We start from the raw sequence: 25,313 nt of genomic DNA on the forward strand, positions 1-25,313 counted from the left end.
CAACTCCCCACTTACTTAAATAGCATGTTTCACAATATATCTTTATATTAACCTAATAAAGATAACGCCGTTTGCGGACGTTGGTTTGCTTGTGAAAGAATTGATGCACTTGCTTGCTGTAGGATTTGAGCCTTAGTCAAGTTTGCAGTTTCTGTCGCAAAATCAGCATCTTGAATTCGTGAACGTGCAGATGATAGGTTTTCAATGATATTCGTTTGATTACGAATCGTTGAACTAAAACGGTTTTGTACCGCACCTAACTCAGCTCGTTTAGCATCAATCGCACCGATCATTGCATCAACACCAGCTAAAATAGACTGTGCTTTATCAATTGAAGTGAATGACATGCTAGTTAAATTAGCAAAAGAAGTTACCGCTGTACCAGCAGAAGTACCGGCAATATCACTGGCAACGGCCGCAACATCACACATTTTAAAGCTGGTCATAGAAACTGCAGAACCGTCAAAACTAGTAACGGCAGTCATTGTCATACTTATGACTTGACCCGCATCAGCACCAACCTGAAATTCAGCCGAAAATGAGCCATCAAGTAAGTTTGTACCACCAAAACTTGTATCACCAGCGATTCGGTTAACCTCTTCCCCTAACTCACGCATCTCTAATTGTAGAGCCGCACGGTCAGAATCTGTATTTGAACCATTTGCCGCTTGCGCCGCTAAAGTTCTAATACGCTGATACATACTGGTCATTTCATCCATTGCACCTTCAGCAGTTTGTGCTAAAGAAATACCGTCATTTGCATTACGGTTACCTTGCATTAAACCGCCAATTTGGCCAGTAAGTCGATTTGAGATTTGCATACCAGCAGCATCATCTGCTGCGTTATTGATACGTAAACCAGATGATAAGCGTTGAAATGCAGTATCTAATACATCTGACGACTTATTTAACTGTCTTTGAGCATTTAAACTCGAAATGTTGGTATTGACATATAAAGCCATATAGCCTCCTGTTTATGATTTATTTAGGAATCCTTGTTTAGGCTTCTTTAACGAAATTACAAACGCCCGAATGATTGCAATCAAATTAAAGTAAACAATGTTCCTACAAGTAATCAAATATATAAAATTACTCCATCTTTGTTATCGACAGAGCAAAAGAAAGCTTTAGTGGTTTTTTAAAATAAATTGAAAAAAAACCAATAAAAAATAAAATAACTATATTTTACATATAGTTATTTTATATATTTTTTTGGTTTTTTTATCGATTCAAACAAATCAAAAAGGATTTTGAGTTGTTTGAGTCGATAAGAAAAGAAAGCTAATTCATTATCCTTGTAGTAAAGATAAGGCTGCTTGAGGACGTTGATTCGCTTGCGCTAAAATAGTACTACTTGCTTGTTGCAATATTTGCGCGCGTGTTAACGCTGCTGTTTCAGTAGCAAAGTCAGCATCTTTCATTCGAGAGCGTGCCGCTGATAAATTTTCAATTACGTTCGTTTGGTTACGAATGGTTGAACTAAAGCGGTTTTGCACCGCACCTAATTCAGCACGTTTAGCATCAATCGCACCAATCATTGCGTCAACACCAGCCAATATAGACTGTGCTTTATCAATTGAGGTAAATGACATACTGGTTAAATTAGCAAATGACGTCGCAGCAATACCTGCAAATGTTCCTGCAATATCACTTGCTACAGCAGCTAAGTCACACATTTTAAAACTAGTAATAGAAACAGCAGTACCGTCAAAACTAGTAACAGCTGTCATTGTCATACTTATGACTTGACCTGCATCCGCACCAACCTGGAATTCAGCTTTAAAGGTGCCATCAAGTAAGTTGGTACCACCAAAACTAGTATCTGAAGCAATACGATTTATCTCACTACCTAACTGACGCATTTCTAGCTGTAATGCTGCTCGGTCAGTAACCGTATTTGAACCATTTGCCGCTTGCGCCGCTAAAGTTCTCATACGTTGGTACATATTAGTCATTTCATCCATGGCACCTTCGGCAGTTTGTGCTAATGAAATACCATCATTAGCATTTCGATTACCTTGAGTTAAACCATTGATTTGCGATGTTAAACGGTCAGAAATTTGTAATCCGGCAGCATCATCTTTTGCACTATTGATACGTAACCCAGAAGATAACCGTTGAAAAGCAGTATCTAACGAGTCACCTGATTTCATCAAGTTACGCTGTGCATTTAAACTTGATATATTAGTATTTACAAACAAGCTCATTTTATTTCTCCTGAGTTAAGAAAACAGTCAGTAAAATTACCTTGCTGTAACAAAAGCAAAGAATGAGCCAAGTGATAACAAACCTGCTCTATTATTAAACAAAAAATTATTTATCACCAAAATAATCAATAGGTTAACAGTTTAAAAAATTAAGTTTTTTGATATTAGTTTATCAATAAAGCATGCATATTTAAGAAAATTAAAGGGGAGTAAATCGTGCTGACAGATTTTTGCCGCTAGCGGTGGCAAGTGTTTTCCTAATAACAGCGGTAAAAAAATTGAAGGCTATATAAAGCAGATGTTACTCCACAATATATTTTTGGCATACATAATGCTTAATTAAAATTGATTAATCTTATTGACGTATTGCGTTAATAAATTGACGGACTAACAAAAAGGATTACCCGAATAATGCTTTTTATTAGAAGAATACCAAAACAATTAACGCCTCCTGTTATTGCTTAATTTATTCTTTTATCCGTTGTCTTGATTAATCTATTATCGAGAAGCTCTTGGGAGTTTGATTTTGAATCAAATTTCCCAAGGGTTTTCTTGACTTCCCATCCAAGCTTAACCTAGTGACACCTTTCCAATTAAAGTTATGTAACACTATAGTTTGCTTATCGTGCTTACCCTAGTAACGATAATGCAGCTTGTGGACGTTGGTTTGCTTGCGATAATATTGTACTACTTGCTTGCTGCAAGATTTGCGCTTTAGTTAACGTTGCCGTTTCTGTCGCAAAGTCCGCATCTTGGATACGTGAACGTGCAGCTGATAAGTTTTCAATGATATTCGATTGATTACGAATCGTTGAGCTAAAACGGTTTTGAACAGCACCTAACTCAGCGCGTTTTGCATCAATCGCACCAATCATTGCATCAACACCGGCTAATATAGACTGTGCCTTGTCAATTGAAGTGAAAGACATACTCGTTAAATTAGCAAAAGAAGCCGCAGGAGCCCCGGCCGAAGTACCGGCAATATCACTTGCTGCTGCCGCGAGATCACACATTTTAAAGCTGGTCAATGAAACGGCTGATCCGTCAAAACTGGTAACGGCAGTCATCGTCATACTAATGACTTGACCTGAATCCGCGCCAACCTGAAATTCAGCGGAAAATGTGCCATCAAGTAAGTTAGTACCACCGAAACTAGTATCACCAGCGATACGGTTAACCTCTTCGCCTAACTGACGCATTTCTAATTGTAGTGCCGCTCGGTCAGAAGTCGTATTTGAGCCATTCGCTGCTTGCGCCGCTAAAGTTCTGATACGCTGATACATGTTGGTCATTTCATCCATAGCACCTTCAGCCGTTTGCGCTAAAGAAATGCCGTCATTGGCATTACGATTACCTTGCGTTAAACCATTAATTTGACCAGTTAAGCGATTAGAAATTTGCAAACCTGCGGCATCATCTGCTGCATTATTGATACGTAAGCCAGAAGATAAACGTTGAAACGCAGTATCTAAAGTATTACTTGAATTACTTAATTGTCTTTGAGCATTTAAGCTCGATATATTAGTATTGACATATAAAGCCATAACTAAACTCCCATGCTATTTATTTGCCTTAGAAGAATAATCCTTCTAAGTAATACATCTAAGAGAACAAGTAAAATGACGTGAAAGGTATTATTCGAAGCACTCTTTAACTAGCGTAAACTTGATTATTTTTAACTTTATTCTGTGGAAATAAAACTAAAAATTTCAAACTTAAAATACTTCTGAACTCACTTCCTCTACTAGCTGTTTTAACTCTTAGAACGTAGCTTTTATCAAGCTTACTAATGATATCGACACGATTACTGAAACCTTTAGAAAAAATTTAAAATCAATCCTTCTGATTAGAGAAATAGATTTTTATTTATTGATTTATTTAGACTTTTTTGATTGGAGTGTATTTTGTTTAATTGTGAAAAGGCAATATATTGACAATATTCCCAAGAAAAAAACGATGAAAAAACAAACAGGCGGTAAGCGGGAACAATCAAGATTGCTCCCTATTTTTACCTTAATTGAAAGACATGAATTAAACGGCCTTTTGCTTAAATATAATTAAATAAGGAAAGGTCTTTTATTTGTATAAATGACTGTTGCGCAACTTGAAGCGCGGTTTGTGCTTGATCAAACTCAGAGACAGCTTTTGCGTAGTCGAGATCTTCAATACTCGAACTACTTTGCGCTAAATATAATGCAGTATCAGCATGTTTACTTTCTTGATTTTCTGTCATCTGTAAACGTATGCCCACTTCTCCTCGTTGAGTACTCATGTAATTTAAAGAAGCATTCACCTTATTCAACACATCAGAGTATTCGGCCGCGTTTATTGCACTATTACTCGTTGAAGTAACCCAATCAATGGCAGACTTAATTGTTTCGAAGACACTAATTTCTTGTTTAGGCTCAATATCAATTTGATCTCCTGGTTCAGGAACGCCATCAAACTGTACTTCTAAACCATTAAAATTAAGTATCTGCCCAGCAGTATATGGATTAACTACTAAAAGAGTGTTCGATGCGCTGTCAGTCACAGTTACTTGATTAGCTTCACCATCAGCGGTGGTATCAGTAAAGTCAAAACGAAAATTTGGTGCATTAGTTAAAGGATCATAGGTGCTAGGATCGATAATAACCGCTTTATTGATAGATATACCGCTAGTGTTATTTTGATAAATAGCTGAAAAATCACCGTCTGGATTAGGAATTTTTAAAAAAGCAAGATCGCCTGGCTGATTCGTTGCAACAGCAAGATTTTTGCCTATTTGTAATTCTCTCACTCCAGAATCACCTTCATAGCTCACTGAGTTATCTAATTGTAAGGTAAAAGGTGTTTTATCTGTTTGATAGCCTGCAAAAATATAACTGCCATTTTCATCTTTAGTGTTCGCTATATCGAGCATTTGATTTAATGAATTTTTAGCTTGCGCCGCAATAACATTACGTTCACTTGAACTTAACGCGCCATTATTAGCTTGGATCATCATTGTTTTAATTTCTTGCATGACATCTTCAGCTTGCGAAAAAGAAATTTCTTGAAGACTATTTCTATTAGTCGCTTGAGTTATATTGGTTTTATATTTCTCAATTGCTGCTAGCTGTTCTTTATAACCGATCAATGTACTATATTGCACCGCATCATCTTTTGCCGTTAATACACGTTTACCACTGCTTAAATATTTAGCTTGTTCATTTAGCCCAGATTCTTTATTACTCATCTGTAAAGCATTTTGATAATAAAATTGAGTCGTTGATACACGCATTTTAAAGCCCTACCTTGCCGCAGCTAATAAAGTATCGAAAATAGTGGTGGCTACTGAAATTATTTTTGATGACGCTTGATATGCTTGTTGAAACCTCAGCATGTTGGCAGCTTCTTCATCTAAATTAACCCCAGCTGTTGCTTGATTACGATTAAAAGCTTGCGTATACATAGCCTCTGCGGTGCTTGACACTAATTCCGCTGAGTTAGCTTTTGAGCCAACATTTGCCGTAGAAATCCCCATACTTTGGCCAAAAGTTTGTTGATTCCCATTAATAATTCCTGTTTCTTGGGTTAACGCCATAAAATTAGCATTAGCACCATTGCCTACGCCAAACGCATCATTAATTTCATAGATTTCAGGAGCTAATGGCCCTTGGCCAACAGGATCTCCACTGATCTCAATTTGAAAAGCCATCGTCCCAGGAGCAGGAGGTAAGTCAACAACAGCAGAGTTTCCTGCAGTAAAACTCCCCGAGGCTATTGCACCAACAACTGAAGGAGGAGTCGGCGGCAAACTCGCAGGATCGCCATCATAAACTCGGTAAGAATATGTACCAGGTGCGCTTTCATAAACGTCTACTCTCAACCCTGTGTTGGTTGTGCTTGTAAATGTTCGAGCGGCAACAGGATCATCCATTGTTATAATACTTATACCGCCAGTACTAACATTATTTGATGATGCCTTTGCTTCAATCGGGGTACTTGCCGCAATACCATTAACATCACGTAAAGTAACGTCCATAAAAGAAGCACTATTTTCTGTTGGATGAATAACAAATTTATCGCCAACAGCAGGAGCACCACCATCAATAACAAATGAAAAACCAAGGCCAGTGTCATATTCATTTGGCGGGGTCAAAACTAAGGTCTGATTAGTGCCGGTAATTAAATTTGTCATGGTATAGTTTGCACCATCCCATTCAATTTCGTATTCATCAATCGGTACTAAAGAAACATCCGTTATTCGCACACTAGCCGCTACTGTACCGGTATTATCTGATGGAATACCTACACGCCCTTGCATCAACTTAGTGGTATTAATATCGGTAAATATATTTAGCCCTTGTTGCTGGTTTAGATCTAATCCGTCTGCCTGAGCATCATTTAAGGTACCTGAAATAGCCATGGCAATGCGATTAATTGAACTTCGCGTTTCGGCTAAATGCTGATCCCTAAATTCAAATTTAGCTTCTAAAATGCCACCTAAATTGGCAGGGTTCATAGCAAATGTGCTGTTTGGACCTACGAGTTGTATTTCCGTTTTTAAGGGATCAGGATCCCCAGCTTTTACGGTAGCTGTTAACGGAGTTATACCCGCAACCAATGTTGAGCCGTTGCCGATAATCACGTTCATGACACCATTAGCATCATGAACGGTACTAACTGTGGTATATTCACCCAGTTCATTAATTAATTGATCTCGACGATCTAATAAATCGTTAGGCTGCCCACCAACTGATTGCCCTTGGCTCTGTAACACTTGCTCATTAATTTTTGCTAGTTCGACAGAAATTTCAGAGATTTTATTCGCAATTTGATTGATTTCACCATTAACAGACTTCTCAATTTGATCAAAATTTTCATTCAGGGATTGAAAGTCCGCCGCTAAGATTCCTGCTTGACTCAATGCAATACTTCTTATTCCTTGGTCATTTGGGTTGTCAGCAACACTATTTATGGTTTGATAAAGCATATCAATAGAATTTAATACCGAAGTGCCTGAGAAGCTCATGACTTCGTTTAACTGATTTAAGTCTTTATGAAGAGAGTCTGCATTACCTAAGTTACTGGTGGTAAACAACTGTTCTTTATAAGTAAATTGATTATATAAACGAGTTACATCCTCAATATAAGTACCGGTGCCAAGATAGTTTCCGCCACTTGCTAGACCGATACTTGCATTTTGCTCAGCTCTTTGACGGGTATAGCCTTCAGTATTAACATTGGAAATATTATGACCAGTAGTCGCTAACTGTTGTTGTGCAGCTAATAAACCACTCACTCCAGTTTGAAATAAACTAACCGCCATAATGAACACTCCTAATGATGCACATATCTTTTCTCAATAAATTAAATAACGCTTCGTTATTTGTTAATTAAACTTGTTACCGTACGCAGTGTTCCCATTATTTTGTTGGCATAGTTGGGATCTGTCGCATAACCAGCACCTTGTAAACCATGCAGAAACTGTTCCACATTTTTAGCTTGTTTAAGTGCACCTTGATAACGTTCATTAGAAGAGAGAAAATTAATGTAGTCATTGATACTGTCACCAATGTTTTGATAGACACGAAAAGGTTCGCGTTTTTTAACCATTGCACCTTGCTGATATTCTAAGGTTTCTTTATGAGTTTTATCACCAGACCAACGTGCATCGGCTTTGATATTGAACAAGTTATTTGAACTTTCTCCTTGAGCCGTTTTGATCACTTTTTGCCCCCAGCCCGTTTCTAACGCAGCTTGTGCAATCACAACTTCAAAGGGAATATTTAGTTTTTTCTCAACATATTTTGCTGGTTCAGTTAATGCCGTAACAAAATCTTGCGGCTCATTAAAGGCATGATTTGCAACGTTATTGTTCGTTGTCGTGTCTGAAGATTCAATCGTCGCATTGTCAGGAAATTGACGACGCTGAGGTATTTGGAGATCATTCTTTTTCGTTGCTTCTTCTCCACCTTGAAAAACATTCGCTTTAAAATGGCTTTTGGGCGTAAAGTTCTCACTATCACCGCCTAACTGTCTAACAATTAATTCAGATAAACCTAACGAACCATTATTCGATAGCTCTAATGACATTTGCTGATCGTGCATATCACGATAAAATTTAGTGGACTCAGAATTAAAAGGGCTATCTGATTCTAAAACTTCTTCGGCTTTACGCATGCTTTTGAGCAACATTTGCATAAATATCGCTTCAAATTGTTTTGCTGCCGTCTCTAATGCTTGTTCTTTCGAGGCTTTATCGTCAGAATTTGACTGTTGACGAATATTATTTAAGCCATTTAAATCTAAGAAGTTTTGTGCATCAGCAAGTTTAGTATTCATAGCGATTTCAGATCATTAAATAATGATCAGCTCTCCTCGTAATGCGCCTGCCTGTTCTAACGCTTCCAATATCGCCATCACATCTCCAGGCCCTGCCCCAACATTATTGATGGCTCGAACTAAGGTATCTAAGGTAATCCCAGGGTCAAAAACAAACATGCGATTATCCGTCTTATCAACGTCAACAATAGATTGCGTTGTAACTACGGTATCCCCTTCAGCAAAAGCATCAGGTTGGGTAACATCTTGTGCCTCATTTATTGTCACTGTGATGCCACCATGGGTAATTGCCGCGGGTAACAATCGAACATCAGAGCCAATAACTATGGTGCCCGTTCTAGAATTAACAATGACTTTTGCCGCAGGTGTGTCTGGCTCAAATTCTAAATTTTCTAACACGGCAAGAAAGCTAACACGTTGGCTGGCATCTCTTGGTGCTGATACTTGAACTGAGGTAGCATCAATGGCTCTGGCAATAAAAGAAGATGGATCATTAGGGTTAGCAAACTCGCGATTGATCGCTTTTTCTAAATTTTTAGCCGTACTGAAATCAGAATTTCTCAAGTTAAAGGTAATATGATCTCCTGTGGCAAAGGGAGACAACACTTCACGTTCTACAATGGCTCCATTGGCAATACGTCCAACCGTTGGCGTATTAACGATAACTTTCGAGCCATCTAATCCTTCCGCGCCTAAACCACTAACCACTAAACTCCCTTGAGCCACGGCGTAAGCATTACCATCTATTCCCATTAAGATGGTTTGTAATAAGGTGCCGCCACGTAAACTTTTCGCACTCCCCATGGAAGAAACAGTAATATCAATGGTTTGTCCCGGTTTAGCAAAAGCAGGTAACTCAGCATGTACGGCAACCGCAGCAACGTTTTTAATTTTAGGCTTTAAACTAGCTGGCATAGTAATGCCGAAATTACTTAACATCGTTTTAAAACTTTGTTCTGTAAAAGGGCTTTGCTCCCCCGTACCAGGCAGACCAACCACCAAACCGTAACCGACTAGCTGGTTCGATCTTACGCCGGCAACATCAGTTAAGTCTTTTACCCGTTGAGCATTTGACGACTGACTAGCAAAAGTAAGCGCTAATAACATTACTATTTGAATAACAACTTTCATATTCATTTCCACCTATATATGGCAATTATAAGGGCCACCAAGAACTACTAAAAAACTTAGATAACCAGCCTTGTTCTTGTACTTCCGCAAAGGCACCTGTACCAGCATATTGAATGCGAGCATTGGCAACTTTCGATGAAACAATGGTATTACTTGAACTAATATCTTGTGCGCGAATAATGCCTGTTAAGCGAATATATTCATCGCCATTATTTAATGACATCCATTTTTCACCCCGGATCATTAAATTGCCGTTAGGTAACACTCTTAATACGTGAACCGAAATATTACCGCTTAAGCTATTGCCTTGGTTTGACTTTGAATCGCCTTTAAAATCAGAGGTTTGATTTAAGCCAAATTGAATCGCATCATCTTTAAAGGTAATCGGAGAAGCTCCCAAACCGGTTATCGGATCCAGTACGGCACTATTTTCTTTTTTCAGCTCAGTTTTGGCATTTTTTTGAGCTTGCGTACTCTCACTTAAAATTACCGAAATAATATCGCCTACGCGGTGCGCTTTTGAGTCTGAATAAATATTATTGACATAATTAGCTTGGAATAAAGAGCCTGTAGGTACAATTGGCGATTCTTGCATTTCAGGTAAGATCGGCGCAAAATCAGGATCATCAGGTAAAGTTTTCACCTGTTCAATACTGGCACAGCCAGATAACGTCATCCATGAACATAATATTATCGTTACAATTTTCATATGACGCTCCCTATTGGTTATAACTGTTGATTGATATAGCTAAGCATTTGATCAACCGCGGAAATGACCTTTGAGTTCATTTCGTAAACCCGTTGACTCTCAATTAAATTGACCAGCTCTTCTGTCGTATTGACATTGGAGGTTTCAAGTGCTCCTTGTAAAATCATGCCGAAGCCCTCTAAACCGGGAACACCTTCTTGTGGCGCACCACTTACCGAGGTTTCCACAAATAAATTTTGTCCGATGGGCTCTAATCCCGTTGGATTAACAAAGTTAACTGTGTTTAATTGTCCAACGACAGCGGGCTCAGCTTGACCTTGTAAGGTCACCGACACTTCGCCATCTTGAGAAACAATAATACTAATAGCATCAGGCGGTATCGTGACTTGTGGTTGCACTAAATAACCAGCACCAGGCGTTACCATATTGCCTTCTTCATCCATAGTAAATTGGCCATTCCTTGAATAAGACAACGAGCCATCAGGCATTTGTACTTGGAAAAAACCTTCCCCTTGAATCATTAAATCCAACGCATTATCCGTTGAAATCATATCTCCTTGGGTATGAATTTTTTGCGTGGCGACAACTTTTGAACCAGCCCCTAACATTAAGCCGGAGGGCATTTCGGTGTCTTGAGCAGAACGACCACCAGGTTGATTAATCGTTTGATAAAGCAAATCTTCAAAGACTGCTCGACTCTTTTTAAAGCCAACCGTACTCGCGTTTGCTAAGTTGTTTGAAATAACGGCAATATCTTTCGTTTGCGCGTCTAAGCCTGTTTTACTGATCCACAATGCTGGGTTCATAAATCACCTCAATAATTAGTTTAGAAAGCACGCAATAGCGATGCACTAGCTGAATCAATTTCTTCAGCGGTTTTCATTAATTTCAAATGCATTTCAAATTGACGTTGAATGGAAATCATGTCTGTCATTTCGCTGACAGGATTGACATTACTCGATTCCAACATGCCACTTTGAACGGTTATACTGATATCGGCATCTTCATTAGTACCGTTACCCCCTCGAAATAAACCATCGTTACCACGCACTAACGTACGAGTTTCAGGGTTAACAAGTTTAATTTTACCGACTTCTTCTTGAATGGTCGTAGGGGCACCAGCTGGCTGAACCATGATAGTGCCATCTTTAGTGATCTGAATATTATTAACCGGTAAAGGTAAAGACACAGGTCCGGCATCGCCAATCACCAAATCACCATTTGGAGTTTGTAAAAAACCTTCTTCGGTTAATGTTAAATGACCGTCACGTGTATAGGCTTCGGTACCGTCCTTTGCTTGAACGGCAATCATGCCATGCCCTTGAATCGCAATATCTAAATCTCGGCCTGTGGTTAAAAGTGCGCCACTGTCAAAGTTTTGGCTAGCTTTTTCTGTCATAGCAAAAACACGGGTTGGTAAACCTTCACCAAAAGCCTGCATTGAGCGAGCCTGTGCTAAGTCAGCTTTAAATCCCGTGGTCTTAGCATTGGCTAAGTTATTGGCATTTATCGCTAAAGCTCTCATATTTTGCTTGGCGCCACTCATGGCAATGTAAAGCATCTTATCCATCATGAACCCAGATTTATTAAGTATTACGTAGATAAATGCAAAGAAAGTGCCAACTAAAGAAGTTAATTTTGAGGGGGAAAACTTATGACTTATCGTGTCGTATTTGGTGATGATAGCAATAAAAAAGCCCTTAAATAATCTACATTACTTAAGGGCTTTTCCTAAGAGGGTCGATTAACGAATCTGTAAAATCGTTTGGTTCAATTGATTATCAACTTCTAACGAACGAGAGTTTGCTTGGAAGTTTCGTTGCGCTGAAATCAAATCAATCAACTCACTAGTTAAGTTGACGTTAGATGACTCTAGAGCAGAAGCATTAATAGTACCGTATGTACCTGCCCCTGCTTCACCTGCTAAACCTTCACCAGAGAGAATACTTTCTTTCCAGTTGGTATTCCCCACTTGCGTTAATCCTTGGTTATTTGCAAAATTTACTAATGCTACGCGAGAGAGCGGTTGCGAAGTACCATTACTATAGGTCGCCATAACTAAGCCATCAGGGCCAATATCAAGCCCGGTTAAACGTCCAACCGGTAAACCATCTTGCTCAAGTGACGTCACTTCAAAATTTGAAGCAAACTGCGTAGGTTCATTAGGGTTTGCGCCAGCGGTATCAAGGTTAAAGTCGATAACTATTTGCTGAGTGTCATCAGAGCCGTTAGTCAAAATACCAGCACCTAATGCCGCCGTTTGAAATCCTGCAGCAGGTACTTGTGAGAAAAAGTCACCACCAGGGCTAAAGTTTAATCGTGCGCCATCGAAACCATTTATATCAATACCTGTTGCCGCATTAGCCGGATCAACTAAATCAACCCGTTGATTATCAACCGCAGCAGTAACTAACCAAGGGTTAGAGGCCGGAGGACCAGCAACGGGTGCTTCTTTAATAAAGTAATATGTCATGATATGACTATCACCTAACGAATCAAATACCGTTACCGAAGTAGAATGGTTAAACGTTAATGGGTCAGTTAAATCGAAATTGCCTGGAGAACCAGTGATCACAGCATCACCTGCAGGTAAATTCATTCTTACGTCTACTTCACTAGTTTGAGCAGGCGCACCAGATGCTGTTGGAATTCTAATTGGCTCAGAAGTACTTAAACTAACCGAAGATGAACTACCATCAGGGTTTACTGGAAACCCTAATAAATGCTCACCCGCAGAGTTAACAATAAAGTTATCGTTATTTAACTTGAATTGGCCTGCACGCGTATAAGAAAACTCTAAACTATCGATATCAGGAACAACAGCAAAAAAACCATTACCTGTAATTGCAAGGTCTAGTGCATTATTTGTAAATTGAATACTACCTTGACTAAATTGTTGAGCAACATCTGATGTTAACACACCATCACCAACTTTTGTTTTGCCGGCAGCAAGTAATGACGCAGCATACACATCAACAAATTCAGCACGAGATTCTTTAAAACCTACGGTACTCACGTTTGCAATATTGTTGGATGTTACATCCAAATCTTTTTGAGCAGCGTTTAAACCACTTAGTGCTATATTAAATGACATAACTATACCTCATTGTAAACAATTGTTTTTTAACCTAAATAGGCTATAAAATTCGATTTAACTTTCTGAAACTTCAACAACATCTATTAATGCCATTGAACTACCACCATTTAGATTTAATACTATATTTCCGCCAGCTCCAGCTAGTGTGACACTATCTACTTTACGATAAGTCATGGCCTGAATTTCAGAAGCTTGGCCATCAACTAAACCTGCAATTCTAAATCGATAAGCACCTTCTGCGGCAGGCTCACCAGCTGAAGTCATACCATTCCAAGTAAAGCCAAATTCTCCTGACTCAACATTACCAACAGGAACAGTTTGAATAATTTCACCGGCTGCATTTTCCACATAAATATTAACGTTACTTGCCGGTTGATCAGTCACTAGCTTACCTTTCACCTCTTCACCTGTAGACATACCAAAGACATTGTCATCAACTAAAACACTTCTTCCTACTAGTGATGAAGCTTGTAATGCTTGGCTTGAAGACATAGATGTAGCGAAATTTGTAAACTGCTCATTTAACTGCGAAACACCATCAGTGGTTGAAAAAGCCGTCATTTGAGAGATCATTTCATTATTATCAGTAGGATTAGTTGGGTCCTGATGCGCAAGCTCTTGCGTGAGCAACGCGAAAAAATCTTCTTGCGTCAACATACCTTGATTGCCGTCAGAAACCTTAACTTCTTCCTTCTGCCATCGCATTCCTTCTAAAGGACTACCACCTGTAACCGATTCCATAATTACTCCTAACTAAGTATTATTTCTGACCTAACAACAAGGTTTTATTCAGCATGTTTTTTGCTGATTCAGCCAGTTGAATATTAGTTTGATATGAACGAGAGGCAGATATCATATTCGTCATCTCTTCAATCACATTAACATTAGGCTTATATATATAACCTTCCGAGTCTGCCATTGGATGCTCTGGTGAGTACTCAACATTTAACGGTTTGTTACTTTCAACAATACCAAGTACCTTAACTCCAACAGACTGATCTTGACCAGCGGCAGCTTTTTGCATCTCAGCGGCAAAAACTGGATGGCGAGCACGGTAAGTTTGATCGATGCTACTGCTAACACTATCTGCATTGGCAATATTACTTGCCGTTGTGTTTAAACGTACTGACTGAGCACTCATGCCCGTGCCAGAGACATCAAAAACATTAAATAAACTCATTAGCCTTGCCCTCCTGTTACTGTCCAGTTATTGCTTTTTTCAAGCCTTTTATTTTGCCATTCATAAATTGAAGACTCGCTTGATAATGCATTGAGTTTTCTAAATACAAGTTTCGTTCCACTTGTGCATCAACTGTATTACCATCACCTGTATCTGGTTGATTTGGAACGCGATAATCTACACCGTTATTTATTTCAGTGCGCACATCAAAGTGCTTTTCATTAGTACGGGTCATGCCGGTTTGTTGCCGGCTTGCCGCTTGCGCTAAAGCAGATTTAAAATCCATTCCTTTAGCTTTGTATCCGGGAGTGTCAGCATTAGCAATATTTCCAGCAATCACTTCCGCATTTTGGGCGCGAATTTGCAAACTTGCTGGGTGAATACCAAACGCTTTTTCGAAACTAATGGCCATAAGGCTACCTCCAATCTAATGAAGATAGCTATTCAATATTTGTGCCATTAAAAAATATACGGGGAAAGGAATTAAGATTTTTTTTGATAAACTATGCCAGGATTACAACGGATCATATCGAAATCTTGACTTAAATTAGAAAGGGATTCAGAGGCACCTAAAAACAGATAACCTCCTTTATTTAATACACCATGAATCTGAGAAAGTATTTGCATTTTTATTTCTGGGGCGAAGTAAATCAATACGTTACGGCAAAACACAATATCAAACCGCCCCATTAAACTATAACTGCCTAACAGATTTAATTGTCGAAAACTAACAGATTTTTTTACTGAGTCTTTTACTTTTGACATGCCGTTATCGCCGTTCTCAAAAAAGAGTCTTTTTCGTTCAGGAGATAAACCGCGTGAAAGTGCTAAAGAATCATAATGCGCATATTTACAGTGTTCTAACATGGTGTTTGAAATATCAGTGCCAATAATTTGAACATTTCCCGGTAAACTACCAGGATTAGCTTGTTGATATTCAAGTGCTGACATAGCAATAGAGTAAGGCTCTTGTCCTGAAGAACTTGCCGCTGACCATATTTTTAATGGTGTTCTTTGGCCAGTAAAACTAGGAAATAATCTCGACTTCAATAACTCAAACGGGTATTCATCACGAAACCATAAGGTTTCATTCGTTGTCATAGCATCTATCACAGCGGCTCGTAATTGACGTTCGGTAGGACTTAAAGTACGAGAAACAAGATCGCCTAATGAGTCAACATTAAACTTTGCCATTAAAGGAGCAAGGCGGCTTTTTACTAAGTATTGTTTATTTTCTCCTAGAACGATACCACATTGTTGTTCTAGAAATTCTCTAAACTGATGATAGCTTTTATCATCTAGCTGTCTAGCTGACACTATATTATTTCCGCCTTTAAACTACTATTATACATTTAGGATACATCACTAGGTTTCAACCATTTTTTCACTGCAGTTGCCAGTTCATCAGGATGAAACTTAGGAATAAAATCTTCTGCACCAACTTTTTCAACCATGGCGTTATTAAATACACCACTTAACGATGTATGTAAAATCACCGGCATTTTTCGTAATTGTTCATTACTTTTTATTTCAGCGGTAAGTGTGTAACCGTCCATTTCTGGCATTTCAATATCAGAAATCAATAAAGCAACTTTTTCAGTGATACAATTCAATCCCTCGGCGAGGACTTTTAATTGATCTAACGCATCTTGACCATTTTTAGCTAAGACCATATTTAAACCAAGTGGCTCTAGTGCTCTTTTCACTTGGTTACGAGCAACAGTAGAGTCATCCGCAATCATAATGACACGTTCACCAATGCTATCACCTACACTATCATCTATGACATCATCACTAAGTTCAGTGGAAATAGGGCTAATTTCATTCAGGATTTTTTCAACATCTAAAATAGAAACCATTTGTTTATCGATTTCTGTTACTGCGGTTAAATAACTTGATTTACCGGCACCTTCAGGAGGAGGCATAACATCTTTCCAACTTAAGGTAACTATACGTTCGACAGCAGCTACTAAAAAGCCTTGAACACTTCTATTATATTCAGCAATAACCACAAAAGAGTTTTCATCAGGGATAATTTCAGGACCGCCAGTCGCTTTACTTAAATCGATGACTGAAATAGTTTGTCCCCGAATATGAGCAACACCTTTAATGTACTTATCTTGTTTTGGTAAAGATGTTAAGCGCGGACATGGCATGACTTCTCGCACTTTAAAAACGTTAATACCAAAGCGTTGAGGCCCTACTAATCTAAAAAGTAAAAGTTCAAGTCGGTTTTGCCCCACCAATTGGGTACGTTGATTAACCGAGTCTAAAATTCCTGCCATACAAACCTCTTATAAAGCGCTTCTATTTATACTATGTGTCTAACAAGGCACAATTCTTGATAGTAAAAGAGTAAATGAAATGAGTCGACTGAAAATTGACACTATTTTTACATTTACAATATCTCTACTAAGCATAGACGAGTATTTAAATTTCCCTAATAAAAGATTACAAAATTTATGAGCAAATTAAAGATATTTATAACTTTTTTATTTTTGATAAGTCATTTTCCATCTTTAGCTTATTCAAATATTTATGATCGTGCGTTTATTATAAACCTCGCCAAAGAATTTGTAGAAAGCAATACACCCGTTCCTATAAGAGGTAAACGTGTTATTGAACCTGCATCAATTGACTCAAGGATTACCTTAAAACCTTGCGCAATTCCATTAACGGCAAATATACCCGATAATTACTCAAGTAGAAATGTAAATGTTAAAATTTCTTGTGAAAGTTCAACGCCATGGCATTTATTTCTTCTAGTTAGAGTCACAGTAACTGTTCCCGTGTTAGCGACCAAATATAAAATAAATAAAGGAACTATACTTGATAAAAGTAATATTATGGTTGAATGGCGAGAGTTAAATAGCATACGTAGTGAAATTTTAGACGACATTGATTTAATTATCGGCGCTCGCTCTAAAAGAACACTTTCTCAAGGTGCCATCATCACCAAAAGAGCAATTTGCGTTGTATGTAAAAATGAGAATGTCACCATCATTGCAAAGTCTGATAATTTTATGATTAAAACGGCGGGTATTGCACTTAAAAATGCTACTTTTGGTGAACAAGTAAAGGTGAAGAACACGCGTTCAGGTAGAACAATAAATGCGCAAGTTAACGCTATCAACCAAGTAGTAATTAATCTATAATATTTTTTAAAGATTTTAGGCGTTTGGCCGATAACAAGATAGTAATAAAGTTTAATTGCCGATAGGAATTAATTATGGCTATAAATATCAATAACTTGTCGAATAACAATCAAGTTAAACAAAAAGTTGATCAGCAAACCCAGGTTAAACAACAAGCAACACAAAGTTCAGTTGTTGCCGAACAAGCCAAGGTTGCCAGTAAAGATTCTGTTTCTATTACACCTCAAGCAAAACAATTAGGTGAATTACAGAAAAAAGCAAATGATGCGCCTGCCGTCAACCAAAAGAAAGTTGAGCAGTTGAAAAAAGCGATCATTTCGGGTGAATATAAAATTGACCCAGAAAAATTAGCAGCAAGTATTGCTGGCTTTGAGTTTAAACTTAATTAAAACTTTTTTTCAATCTGTGAAAGGATTTTTGTGTGACAACTGAAGCAACTAATTTGAGTCTAGTTGAAAAGCAATTAATGCAATTACAACAATTAGAAATAATAATAGATCGCGAAAAAGATGTATTACAAAAACAAGATCCTGACAAATTACTAGAAATTACTGACGAAAAAAATCACTTACTCGTAGCAATTCAAACTCTTGATCAACAGTTTGAGCAAAGTATTTTGTTTAAACAAGAGAAATCTCAAGGACTGTACGAAGAGCAATTAAGTTTGATTGAAGAAATATTGTTACGTTGCAAAGACAAGAATCATGTCAATGGCCAAATCATTGCGCAATCTCAATTGGCAGTAGAGCGTATGAAAACCTCTCTGCTCCATAGCCATAATAAGTCTTCAATGACTTATGATAGCAAAGGTAAAACAAGTGGTGGTTTAAGTAGTTTAGACCTCAAAGCTTAATAACTTTCCTTTTTAAACTTTATAAAAAAACGCCAGTATTTACTGGCGTTTTTTCGTTGTCTGAGCAGTACGAAAGTTCGTTAATAATATCGAACTTCTTTAATTTCTTTATGATGACTTGAGGCAATATATAATTCATAAACGTCTTTAAAATCCAAATGAAGCTCTGTTGTATAAGTATCGCCAACAGGATAACTTTTTATCACTTTTGCCCCACGGATAACCCCTTGCACTGACGTTTTAAACTCTTGATCATTTAATATTAAGTTAGACATAGACGTTGAACTATTAATTTGTTGCCCATACACTTGTTCGGCAAGTTCAGCATACGCGGCAATTTTTGAGGCATTAATGGCCATTAACATCCGTTGAGTTTCATTATTCGATTTTTGTAAGCTGATTGGAGCCTGGCCTATTGCAGTAATCACCGGAAAACTTTCAGGCTTTATCGTTTGCCATTGCACATGCTTATCATAAATCGTACTGCAACTCGTTAATGTAAGAATAGTAATTCCCAATAACGCAACTTTCTGTAATGAATTAATCATAAAGTTTACCTTTTATTGATGAATTTCAACTGCACGAGCATCTTCAGTCAACATGTCACTTTTACGTAAAATCATACCGTCTTTTATTCTAACGTTTTCATCTCGATGCAATTCATCACCGACAACCCAATTGGGAATAAAAGACTGGGCGGTAGCAACAACAACCCTTGATTGCATACCAATCATTCTGGCATTAACCAAAATACCATTTTCTTGCTTCATCATGGTACCTGTAACTACATAGTCAATAATTTGGCGTTCTGGTAATTCTTTCCAATCGCGACTAAAAACATAATCGCCATCTTTCGTCACACGAATATGGCCAGTGGTTTTGAAGTCCACTAAGATAAGTCCATGACGTTGCAGTTCATGTACAAAACTTTCTGAAAGTTGATTCCCTAACCAGTTAGTCGACTCTAAATCTTTTAGATCAACAAATGAGGCAACGGCTATAGGTGTTTGAGGATTTACAAAGGAGCTGCTTTCAAGCATTTGATAAGCTAATCCTTTTACAACATCGTTAATCGCATGCTTTGGCAGTTCATAACTATCTATTTCACTCTTTTCTTGTTGTGAAATTCGATAAAAGTCATCATCAGATGAAAGCATACTGCAGGATACCAAAGTTGGTACCACTAAAACTAATAGCCAATTTTTCATTAGGCGCCCCTCAATTACAACGCGATATTTTAGGTTTTACAAAGCATAAATTAAGCCAACTTTCACAACTCTACTTTTAGGCATAAAAAGTGCATACGTTAGGTTAATTAAAATATTCTCCGTGGTTTAAAGTCGAGATAGTTATGCGCAGCTTAATTTTTATCATATTTACCGCTATTTTCAGTGTGCCATCGTTTGCACAATGGTATGAAACACAAGGGCATGCAATCATCAATAGCTCTAAAATGCAGGCAAGAACTAAAGCCATTGAAAATGCACTAAAAAAAGCATTGTTAGTTGCGGGGGCTTCTGTATCAAGTGTCCAACAAGTCGTTAATGGCCTATTAATGCAAGATGAGATCAATATTAGAGCCAGTGGTGAAGTAAATTCATTTGAACTAATTGATGAACTATATAGTGGTAATGTGGTAACTGTCACTATTCGTGCAGATATTTTCCCTAAAGAACGGCAATGTTTCTCCGCTGATTATCGTAAATCCTTATTAATTACTAAAAGTCATATTAAAAACCGGGAACAAGCCAATATTGGTGGTATTTATTCACTAGATAAAGTACTTGTTAAAAGACTTGCGAAAAAAATAAATGCTGACGGTTTATATTTAGACACTAAACTTGCACTAAAAAACAATACGGAATTTTCACGTTATAACAATAGCTTACAAGCAGATAAAATAAAAAAACTGACGATGTCTCTATCAGATCTCAGTGGCAGTCAATATGTATTATTTTCTGAAATTAACGATATTTCTTTTGCGAACGTAGAAAATAATAGTTGGCAATTTTGGCAAGAAGATATTTACGATCGTCATTTTAATTTTAGTATCTATATATACAATGGCAGTAATGGCGAACTAGTATTTAATCAAAATTACAAAAACTCTGCGCCTTGGCATTACTCTATTAGAGATCAAATAGACGTTAACTCTAACACCTTTTGGCAAGGTGAATATGGCAATATTATCAATCAAACTTTAAATGCCGTGATCACAGACATTGATGACAATATGATGTGCCAACCCACCAGAGGGAAAATAGTGAAGGTTTCTGGTAATGAAGTGATGATCAACCTTGGCAAACGCCAAGGAGTAAAAGAAGGTGATGAGTTTTCTTTATTACACACCAAAAATATCACCTCTGATTTAGGAAAGGTTTACGCGGGCTTTAATATTAGTCCTTTTACAGTAAAAATAATCCAAGTATCTGAGGAAAGTGCGTTAGCCGTATCATCAAAAGGTGAAATGCTCGATAATATACAACAAGACGATTTAGCGGTTAGGTATTAAAACTACGATTGTTATGATCTCCCCCACTAGTTTCTCGATTTTGTAGAATAAAATGGTTCAACTGCATTTCATTCTACAAAGTCATTTTACTTTCCCGCGCAAGAAAAATATTATTAGCCTAATTCATTTTAAATAAAACCTACGTCCTCATAGTTTAACTGGATAAAACTGCGGCCTCCTAAGCTGCTGCTCCAGGTTCGAGTCCTGGTGAGGACGCCACTTGCTTTTGATTATTTGAAAGATTTACCAATGCCTTTTAACGATTATAAAATGGCGAATATCTGATAAAAGGAAGTATTCATTTCCTAGCAAGGAACTTTCAGCCGCAAACATTATTTTATTGAAAAAAAAAACCCCGTAAGTACGAGGTTTCATTTACATTCACTCGAAAACTAATTCGATTGTTCTGTCGTTACGTCCGTGTCTCCAGCTACTGAGGTATTACTCAATATGGCTGACAACGCTAATACAAGTACGGCAAATATTACGGTTGTCAGTTTTATCCCTTTCGAAGACGATTTGTTCATTATAGATCCTGCCAGCAAGGAATATTTTTATTATTAAATTTTACTGCGGTTAAAACTTATACGATTCAGATTGCTATTTCAATGATTTTAATAGAAAAAGTAAAAAATGAGCCACTTTTTATTCTATTGCAAGGCAGCACCACCTATTTATCCATGAATGTTTGACGAAAACAGAACATCGCAAACACCTCAGTATTTACCGTAATAATTGAGCCCTTGAAAGTGTTGCACTTATTTAGTCATGAAGAAAATAACCGGTATGCGTAGCAATTGTTCTTTAGTGCGATATAACTAACCCAACGAGTTAACCCCTACTAACCCAATTCAACTAACTCGATTTCACTAAAAAAGAGGTTAGAAAAAGTCATTTAATTTAGTAATCAACTGAATCAAGGCCGATATGTTCAGTGAAGCACATTTTTAGCAAGAAAATATAACAAATAACGTAATAACATTTGCAGTGAAGGGCTACTCTAGGCGAAAATAGCGGCACTTTTATATACCCTCAATAAAATTAGAATAGTTGGAGCTATTATGCCGTCGCGTCAAGAACTCGCCAATGCCATCCGTGTATTAAGTATGGATGCCGTACAAAAAGCAAAATCTGGTCACCCTGGTGCCCCAATGGGCATGGCTGACATCGCCGAAGTATTATGGCGTGATTTTTTAAAGCATAACCCTACCGATCCTAATTGGGCAGATCGTGACCGTTTTATTTTATCGAATGGTCACGGTTCGATGCTTATCTATTCTCTGTTACATTTATCAGGATATGACTTACCGATTGAGGAAATTAAAAACTTCCGTCAATTACATTCTAAAACTCCTGGCCACCCAGAATATGGTTACACACCGGGCGTTGAAACCACCACAGGTCCATTAGGTGCGGGGATTTCAAATGCCGTTGGTATGGCTATCGCAGAAAAAACCTTAGCCGCGCAATTTAATAGAGAAGGTCACGATATTGTTGATCACTTCACTTATTGCTTTTTAGGTGATGGCTGTTTGATGGAAGGTATTTCTCACGAAGCCTGTTCACTCGCCGGTACTTTAGGCTTAGGTAAGCTGATTGCTTTTTGGGATGATAACGGCATTTCTATCGATGGTGAGGTAGAAGGTTGGTTTACTGATAATACGCCTCAACGCTTTGCCTCATATGGTTGGCACGTTATTGCCGATGTTGATGGCCATGACCCTCAAGCTATTACTGCAGCTATTGAAGAAGCTAAATCAGTCACCGATAAGCCAACCATGATTTGTTGTAAAACAATTATCGGTTTTGGTTCGCCAAATAAAGAAGGGACACACGATTGTCATGGTGCACCTTTAGGCGATGACGAAATAGCTTTAACACGCGAAAAATTAAATTGGTCGCATGGTCCTTTTGAAGTGCCTGCCGATATCTATGCTGATTGGGATCATAAAGAAAAAGGCCAAACAAGCCAAGTTGCTTGGAATGAAAAATTTGCTGCTTACCAAACCGCATACCCTGCACTGGCGGCAGAATACGAACGTCGTGTTTTAAAAGGTGAATTGCCAAAAGAATTTGAAGCAAAAGCCAATGATTTTATTCAACAATGCCAAGCTAAGTCAGAAAATATCGCCTCTCGTAAAGCATCACAAAATATTATCGAAGAATTCGGCGCTATGTTGCCTGAATTATTAGGTGGCTCAGCTGATTTAGCCGGTTCTAACCTTACGTTATGGTCGGGTTCAAAAGGTATACAAGACGATGCTGCAGGTAACTACATTTTTTACGGTGTACGTGAATTTGGCATGTCAGGCATAATGAATGGTATTTCGCTACACGGCGGTTTTATTAATTACGGTGCGACTTTCATGATGTTTATGGAATATGCACGAAATGCTGTTCGTATGTCAGCGTTAATGGGGATTCAGAATATTTTTGTTTACACCCATGACTCTATTGGCCAAGGTGAAGATGGTCCAACCCATCAGCCGGTTGAACAATTAACCAACTTACGTACGACACCAAATATGGTGACATGGCGTCCAGCTGATGCAACAGAATCTGCTGTAGCCTGGAAAAATGCCGTTGAGCGTCAAAATGCCCCGACGTCATTGATCTTCTCTCGTCAAGGTTTACCTGCACAAACGCGTACAGCAGAACAAGTCGCTTTAATTAAAAAAGGTGGCTACATTTTACGAGACAGCCAAGGTACACCTGAAGTTATTTTAATTGCGACTGGCTCTGAAGTAGCCCTAGCAGTCAAAGCAGCTGAAGCACTTGGTGACCACGTTCGTGTTGTATCTATGCCTTCAACAAACATTTTTGATGCACAAGATGCTCAATATAAAGAGTCGGTATTACCTAGCTCAGTAACAAAACGTGTCGCAATAGAAGCGGCACATACTGATTTTTGGTACAAATATGTTGGCTTTAACGGTGGTGTTGTCGGTATGACTACTTTTGGTGAGTCAGCACCAGGTGGAGTATTACTCGAACACTTTGGTTTTACTGTTGATAATGTAATAAAAACAGTAAACAGCCTCGCTTAAACATAAGGCACCCTAGCAATTAACTATCTAGGGTGCCAGTTAATTCTCTTAAATGATCTTTCTATATGTCTGTAAATATTGCTATTAACGGTTTTGGTCGTATCGGCCGAAGTGTTGCGCGCGCACTTTATGAAAATAACCATAAAACTGATATTAATTTAGTTGCTATCAATGAAATCGCAGATCCAGAAGGTATTGCTCACTTATTAAAGTATGACAGTACCCATGGCCGATTTTCATGTCCGGTTCAACTCATTGACGAGCATTTAAATATCGCTGGTGATGATGTAATGCTTTCTCATCACAAAAATTTTCAAGAAATAAACTGGGCCGAAAAACACGTTGATATTGTTTTAGATTGCACAGGCTTTTATGCAAGTAAGGCTGATGGTTTACAACATATCGTCAATGGCGCTAAAAAAGTTTTATATTCACATCCGGCAGCAAATGATGTTGATGCCACCATTATTTTTGGGGTAAATGAACAAACCTTAACCCCGTCGGACAATATTGTCAGTAACGGTTCATGTACAACCAATTGTATTGTCCCTGTCATTAAAGTCATTGATGAAGCTTTTGGTGTCGAAAGTGGTTCTATTACTACGATTCATTCATCCATGCATGATCAACAAGTAATAGATGCATATCATCCAGATTTGCGCAGATCACGTGCCGCTAGTCAGTCGATTATTCCGGTAGATACCAAACTTTCAATTGGCATAGAGCGCATTTTACCTAAATTTTCAGGCCGTTTTGAAGCCATTGCAGTGCGAGTGCCGACCATCAATGTAACCGCAATGGACTTAAGCTTAACAGTATCAAATGATGTTTCTATTGCCGATATAAATCAGGCAATCATCAATGCGCAAAAAAATGGTTTACAGGGGATCCTTGGTTATACTGAAGAACCTCTGGTTTCTATTGATTTTAATCATGACCCTCATTCAGCCATAGTGGATGGCAATCAAACTCGAGTGAGTCATAAACGCTTAGTAAAAATGTTAGTGTGGTGTGATAACGAATGGGGCTTTGCCAACAGAATGTTAGACACTACCAGGGTACTATCTACCCTACTTTAACAAAAAACTTTAGTATTTAGCTTTATAAACATTA

The 25,313-nt window shown here is 38.0% G+C and carries 24 protein-coding genes, 1 tRNA gene and 2 pseudogenes; 7 read left to right on the plus strand and 20 right to left on the minus strand.

What is annotated here, in order from left to right; genetic code table 11:
- Nucleotides 1-47: 47 nt before the first annotated feature.
- The 17 genes and pseudogenes from RM573_RS17495 to RM573_RS04700 all read right to left on the minus strand — a co-directional run.
- Nucleotides 48-326, minus strand: a pseudogene (locus RM573_RS17495) (flagellin); the annotation flags it as partial.
- 167 nt (nucleotides 327-493) lie between these two features.
- Nucleotides 494-962 (minus strand): annotated as a pseudogene (locus RM573_RS17500) (flagellin N-terminal helical domain-containing protein); the annotation flags it as partial.
- Between the two features lie 327 nt (nucleotides 963-1,289).
- Nucleotides 1,290-2,207, minus strand: coding sequence for a flagellin N-terminal helical domain-containing protein (locus tag RM573_RS04630; RefSeq protein ID WP_311577977.1), 918 nt, complete (start codon nucleotides 2,205-2,207; stop codon nucleotides 1,290-1,292).
- A 629-nt stretch (nucleotides 2,208-2,836) separates the two neighbouring features.
- Nucleotides 2,837-3,751, minus strand: a complete 915-nt coding sequence (locus RM573_RS04635) for a flagellin N-terminal helical domain-containing protein (protein WP_311577980.1) — start codon at nucleotides 3,749-3,751, stop codon at nucleotides 2,837-2,839.
- A 503-nt stretch (nucleotides 3,752-4,254) separates the two neighbouring features.
- Nucleotides 4,255-5,469 (minus strand): flagellar hook-associated protein FlgL, encoded by a 1,215-nt coding sequence (flgL, locus tag RM573_RS04640; RefSeq protein ID WP_311577982.1) that lies wholly within the window; start codon nucleotides 5,467-5,469, stop codon nucleotides 4,255-4,257.
- A gap of 9 nt (nucleotides 5,470-5,478) precedes the next feature.
- Nucleotides 5,479-7,500 (minus strand): flagellar hook-associated protein FlgK, encoded by a 2,022-nt coding sequence (gene flgK, locus RM573_RS04645; RefSeq protein WP_311577984.1) that lies wholly within the window; start codon nucleotides 7,498-7,500, stop codon nucleotides 5,479-5,481.
- Between the two features lie 56 nt (nucleotides 7,501-7,556).
- On the minus strand, nucleotides 7,557-8,516 hold the full coding sequence (gene flgJ / locus RM573_RS04650; protein ID WP_311577987.1) for a flagellar assembly peptidoglycan hydrolase FlgJ: 960 nt from the start codon (nucleotides 8,514-8,516) through the stop codon (nucleotides 7,557-7,559).
- 15 nt (nucleotides 8,517-8,531) lie between these two features.
- Entirely contained in the window at nucleotides 8,532-9,623 is a 1,092-nt protein-coding gene (locus RM573_RS04655) for a flagellar basal body P-ring protein FlgI (protein ID WP_432280218.1), read from the minus strand.
- A gap of 49 nt (nucleotides 9,624-9,672) precedes the next feature.
- Nucleotides 9,673-10,356 carry a flagellar basal body L-ring protein FlgH gene (gene flgH, locus RM573_RS04660; protein WP_311577991.1) on the minus strand — a complete coding sequence of 228 codons (684 nt, stop codon included), beginning with the start codon at nucleotides 10,354-10,356 and terminating at the stop codon, nucleotides 9,673-9,675.
- 17 nt (nucleotides 10,357-10,373) lie between these two features.
- A complete protein-coding gene (flgG, locus tag RM573_RS04665; RefSeq protein WP_311577993.1) occupies nucleotides 10,374-11,162 on the minus strand; it encodes a flagellar basal-body rod protein FlgG in 789 nt (262 codons plus the stop codon).
- Nucleotides 11,163-11,182: 20 nt separating this feature from the next.
- Complete coding sequence (gene flgF, locus RM573_RS04670; RefSeq protein ID WP_311577996.1) at nucleotides 11,183-11,926, minus strand: flagellar basal-body rod protein FlgF; 744 nt, start codon at nucleotides 11,924-11,926, stop codon at nucleotides 11,183-11,185.
- Between the two features lie 174 nt (nucleotides 11,927-12,100).
- Nucleotides 12,101-13,450, minus strand: coding sequence for a flagellar hook protein FlgE (gene flgE, locus RM573_RS04675; RefSeq protein WP_311577999.1), 1,350 nt, complete (start codon nucleotides 13,448-13,450; stop codon nucleotides 12,101-12,103).
- A 57-nt stretch (nucleotides 13,451-13,507) separates the two neighbouring features.
- Nucleotides 13,508-14,194 (minus strand): flagellar hook assembly protein FlgD, encoded by a 687-nt coding sequence (locus RM573_RS04680; RefSeq protein ID WP_311578001.1) that lies wholly within the window; start codon nucleotides 14,192-14,194, stop codon nucleotides 13,508-13,510.
- A 19-nt stretch (nucleotides 14,195-14,213) separates the two neighbouring features.
- Nucleotides 14,214-14,633: a flagellar basal body rod protein FlgC gene (gene flgC, locus RM573_RS04685; RefSeq protein WP_311578003.1), complete on the minus strand. Its 420-nt coding sequence runs from the start codon at nucleotides 14,631-14,633 to the stop codon at nucleotides 14,214-14,216.
- Between the two features lie 16 nt (nucleotides 14,634-14,649).
- Nucleotides 14,650-15,045: a flagellar basal body rod protein FlgB gene (flgB, locus tag RM573_RS04690; protein ID WP_311578006.1), complete on the minus strand. Its 396-nt coding sequence runs from the start codon at nucleotides 15,043-15,045 to the stop codon at nucleotides 14,650-14,652.
- A gap of 71 nt (nucleotides 15,046-15,116) precedes the next feature.
- A complete protein-coding gene (locus RM573_RS04695) occupies nucleotides 15,117-15,950 on the minus strand; it encodes a CheR family methyltransferase (protein WP_311578007.1) in 834 nt (277 codons plus the stop codon).
- Between the two features lie 35 nt (nucleotides 15,951-15,985).
- Complete coding sequence (locus tag RM573_RS04700; protein WP_311578009.1) at nucleotides 15,986-16,918, minus strand: chemotaxis protein; 933 nt, start codon at nucleotides 16,916-16,918, stop codon at nucleotides 15,986-15,988.
- 177 nt (nucleotides 16,919-17,095) lie between these two features.
- Between RM573_RS04700 and flgA the strand changes: the two genes are divergently transcribed.
- From flgA to RM573_RS04715, 3 genes are all read left to right on the plus strand, one after another.
- Nucleotides 17,096-17,788, plus strand: a complete 693-nt coding sequence (gene flgA, locus RM573_RS04705) for a flagellar basal body P-ring formation chaperone FlgA (RefSeq protein WP_311578011.1) — start codon at nucleotides 17,096-17,098, stop codon at nucleotides 17,786-17,788.
- Nucleotides 17,789-17,862: 74 nt separating this feature from the next.
- Nucleotides 17,863-18,177, plus strand: coding sequence for a flagellar biosynthesis anti-sigma factor FlgM (gene flgM, locus RM573_RS04710; protein WP_311578014.1), 315 nt, complete (start codon nucleotides 17,863-17,865; stop codon nucleotides 18,175-18,177).
- Between the two features lie 32 nt (nucleotides 18,178-18,209).
- Nucleotides 18,210-18,641 (plus strand): flagella synthesis protein FlgN, encoded by a 432-nt coding sequence (locus RM573_RS04715; protein ID WP_311578016.1) that lies wholly within the window; start codon nucleotides 18,210-18,212, stop codon nucleotides 18,639-18,641.
- Nucleotides 18,642-18,721: 80 nt separating this feature from the next.
- On the opposite strand, the gene RM573_RS04720 is transcribed toward RM573_RS04715, so the two are convergent.
- Together RM573_RS04720 and RM573_RS04725 are read right to left on the minus strand one after the other, a co-directional pair.
- Nucleotides 18,722-19,189, minus strand: a complete 468-nt coding sequence (locus tag RM573_RS04720) for an LPP20 family lipoprotein (protein ID WP_311578018.1) — start codon at nucleotides 19,187-19,189, stop codon at nucleotides 18,722-18,724.
- Nucleotides 19,190-19,201: 12 nt separating this feature from the next.
- Nucleotides 19,202-19,849 (minus strand): FlgO family outer membrane protein, encoded by a 648-nt coding sequence (locus RM573_RS04725; RefSeq protein ID WP_311578020.1) that lies wholly within the window; start codon nucleotides 19,847-19,849, stop codon nucleotides 19,202-19,204.
- A 143-nt stretch (nucleotides 19,850-19,992) separates the two neighbouring features.
- Here RM573_RS04725 and RM573_RS04730 point away from each other — a divergent pair, with 143 nt between their 5' ends.
- Nucleotides 19,993-21,153: a flagella assembly protein FlgT gene (locus tag RM573_RS04730; RefSeq protein ID WP_311578022.1), complete on the plus strand. Its 1,161-nt coding sequence runs from the start codon at nucleotides 19,993-19,995 to the stop codon at nucleotides 21,151-21,153.
- A 143-nt stretch (nucleotides 21,154-21,296) separates the two neighbouring features.
- Nucleotides 21,297-21,372, plus strand: a tRNA-Arg gene (locus tag RM573_RS04735).
- 173 nt (nucleotides 21,373-21,545) lie between these two features.
- Here the strand turns inward: RM573_RS04735 and RM573_RS04740 are convergent.
- The gene (locus RM573_RS04740) at nucleotides 21,546-21,680 is read right to left on the minus strand and encodes a hypothetical protein (protein WP_311578024.1); all 135 of its coding nucleotides are present in this window, start codon (nucleotides 21,678-21,680) and stop codon (nucleotides 21,546-21,548) included.
- 534 nt (nucleotides 21,681-22,214) lie between these two features.
- Here RM573_RS04740 and tkt point away from each other — a divergent pair.
- Nucleotides 22,215-24,200: a transketolase gene (tkt, locus tag RM573_RS04745; RefSeq protein ID WP_311578026.1), complete on the plus strand. Its 1,986-nt coding sequence runs from the start codon at nucleotides 22,215-22,217 to the stop codon at nucleotides 24,198-24,200.
- Nucleotides 24,201-24,265: 65 nt separating this feature from the next.
- Nucleotides 24,266-25,279: an erythrose-4-phosphate dehydrogenase gene (epd, locus tag RM573_RS04750; protein ID WP_311578028.1), complete on the plus strand. Its 1,014-nt coding sequence runs from the start codon at nucleotides 24,266-24,268 to the stop codon at nucleotides 25,277-25,279.
- Nucleotides 25,280-25,313 lie beyond the last annotated feature (34 nt).

Origin of the sequence: Thalassotalea castellviae, from assembly GCF_031846185.1 — a bacterium.
Taxonomy (GTDB): Bacteria; Pseudomonadota; Gammaproteobacteria; order Enterobacterales; family Alteromonadaceae; genus Thalassotalea_H; species Thalassotalea_H castellviae.

Excerpts from the sequence above, each read along its gene's own strand:
- RM573_RS04630 (WP_311577977.1), bottom strand. The coding sequence starts at position 2,207 with ATGAGCTTGTTTGTAAATACTAATATATCAAGTTTAAATGCACAGCGT.
- RM573_RS04635 (WP_311577980.1), bottom strand. The coding sequence starts at position 3,751 with ATGGCTTTATATGTCAATACTAATATATCGAGCTTAAATGCTCAAAGA.
- flgL (WP_311577982.1), bottom strand. The coding sequence starts at position 5,469 with ATGCGTGTATCAACGACTCAATTTTATTATCAAAATGCTTTACAGATG.
- flgK (WP_311577984.1), bottom strand. The coding sequence starts at position 7,500 with ATGGCGGTTAGTTTATTTCAAACTGGAGTGAGTGGTTTATTAGCTGCA.
- flgJ (WP_311577987.1), bottom strand. The coding sequence starts at position 8,516 with ATGAATACTAAACTTGCTGATGCACAAAACTTCTTAGATTTAAATGGC.
- RM573_RS04655 (WP_432280218.1), bottom strand. The coding sequence starts at position 9,623 with ATGTTATTAGCGCTTACTTTTGCTAGTCAGTCGTCAAATGCTCAACGG.
- flgH (WP_311577991.1), bottom strand. The coding sequence starts at position 10,356 with ATGAAAATTGTAACGATAATATTATGTTCATGGATGACGTTATCTGGC.
- flgG (WP_311577993.1), bottom strand. The coding sequence starts at position 11,162 with ATGAACCCAGCATTGTGGATCAGTAAAACAGGCTTAGACGCGCAAACG.
- flgF (WP_311577996.1), bottom strand. The coding sequence starts at position 11,926 with ATGGATAAGATGCTTTACATTGCCATGAGTGGCGCCAAGCAAAATATG.
- flgE (WP_311577999.1), bottom strand. The coding sequence starts at position 13,450 with ATGTCATTTAATATAGCACTAAGTGGTTTAAACGCTGCTCAAAAAGAT.
- RM573_RS04680 (WP_311578001.1), bottom strand. The coding sequence starts at position 14,194 with ATGGAATCGGTTACAGGTGGTAGTCCTTTAGAAGGAATGCGATGGCAG.
- flgC (WP_311578003.1), bottom strand. The coding sequence starts at position 14,633 with ATGAGTTTATTTAATGTTTTTGATGTCTCTGGCACGGGCATGAGTGCT.
- flgB (WP_311578006.1), bottom strand. The coding sequence starts at position 15,045 with ATGGCCATTAGTTTCGAAAAAGCGTTTGGTATTCACCCAGCAAGTTTG.
- RM573_RS04700 (WP_311578009.1), bottom strand. The coding sequence starts at position 16,918 with ATGGCAGGAATTTTAGACTCGGTTAATCAACGTACCCAATTGGTGGGG.
- flgA (WP_311578011.1), top strand. The coding sequence starts at position 17,096 with ATGAGCAAATTAAAGATATTTATAACTTTTTTATTTTTGATAAGTCAT.
- flgM (WP_311578014.1), top strand. The coding sequence starts at position 17,863 with ATGGCTATAAATATCAATAACTTGTCGAATAACAATCAAGTTAAACAA.
- RM573_RS04720 (WP_311578018.1), bottom strand. The coding sequence starts at position 19,189 with ATGATTAATTCATTACAGAAAGTTGCGTTATTGGGAATTACTATTCTT.
- RM573_RS04725 (WP_311578020.1), bottom strand. The coding sequence starts at position 19,849 with ATGAAAAATTGGCTATTAGTTTTAGTGGTACCAACTTTGGTATCCTGC.
- RM573_RS04730 (WP_311578022.1), top strand. The coding sequence starts at position 19,993 with ATGCGCAGCTTAATTTTTATCATATTTACCGCTATTTTCAGTGTGCCA.
- RM573_RS04740 (WP_311578024.1), bottom strand. The coding sequence starts at position 21,680 with ATGAACAAATCGTCTTCGAAAGGGATAAAACTGACAACCGTAATATTT.
- tkt (WP_311578026.1), top strand. The coding sequence starts at position 22,215 with ATGCCGTCGCGTCAAGAACTCGCCAATGCCATCCGTGTATTAAGTATG.
- epd (WP_311578028.1), top strand. The coding sequence starts at position 24,266 with ATGTCTGTAAATATTGCTATTAACGGTTTTGGTCGTATCGGCCGAAGT.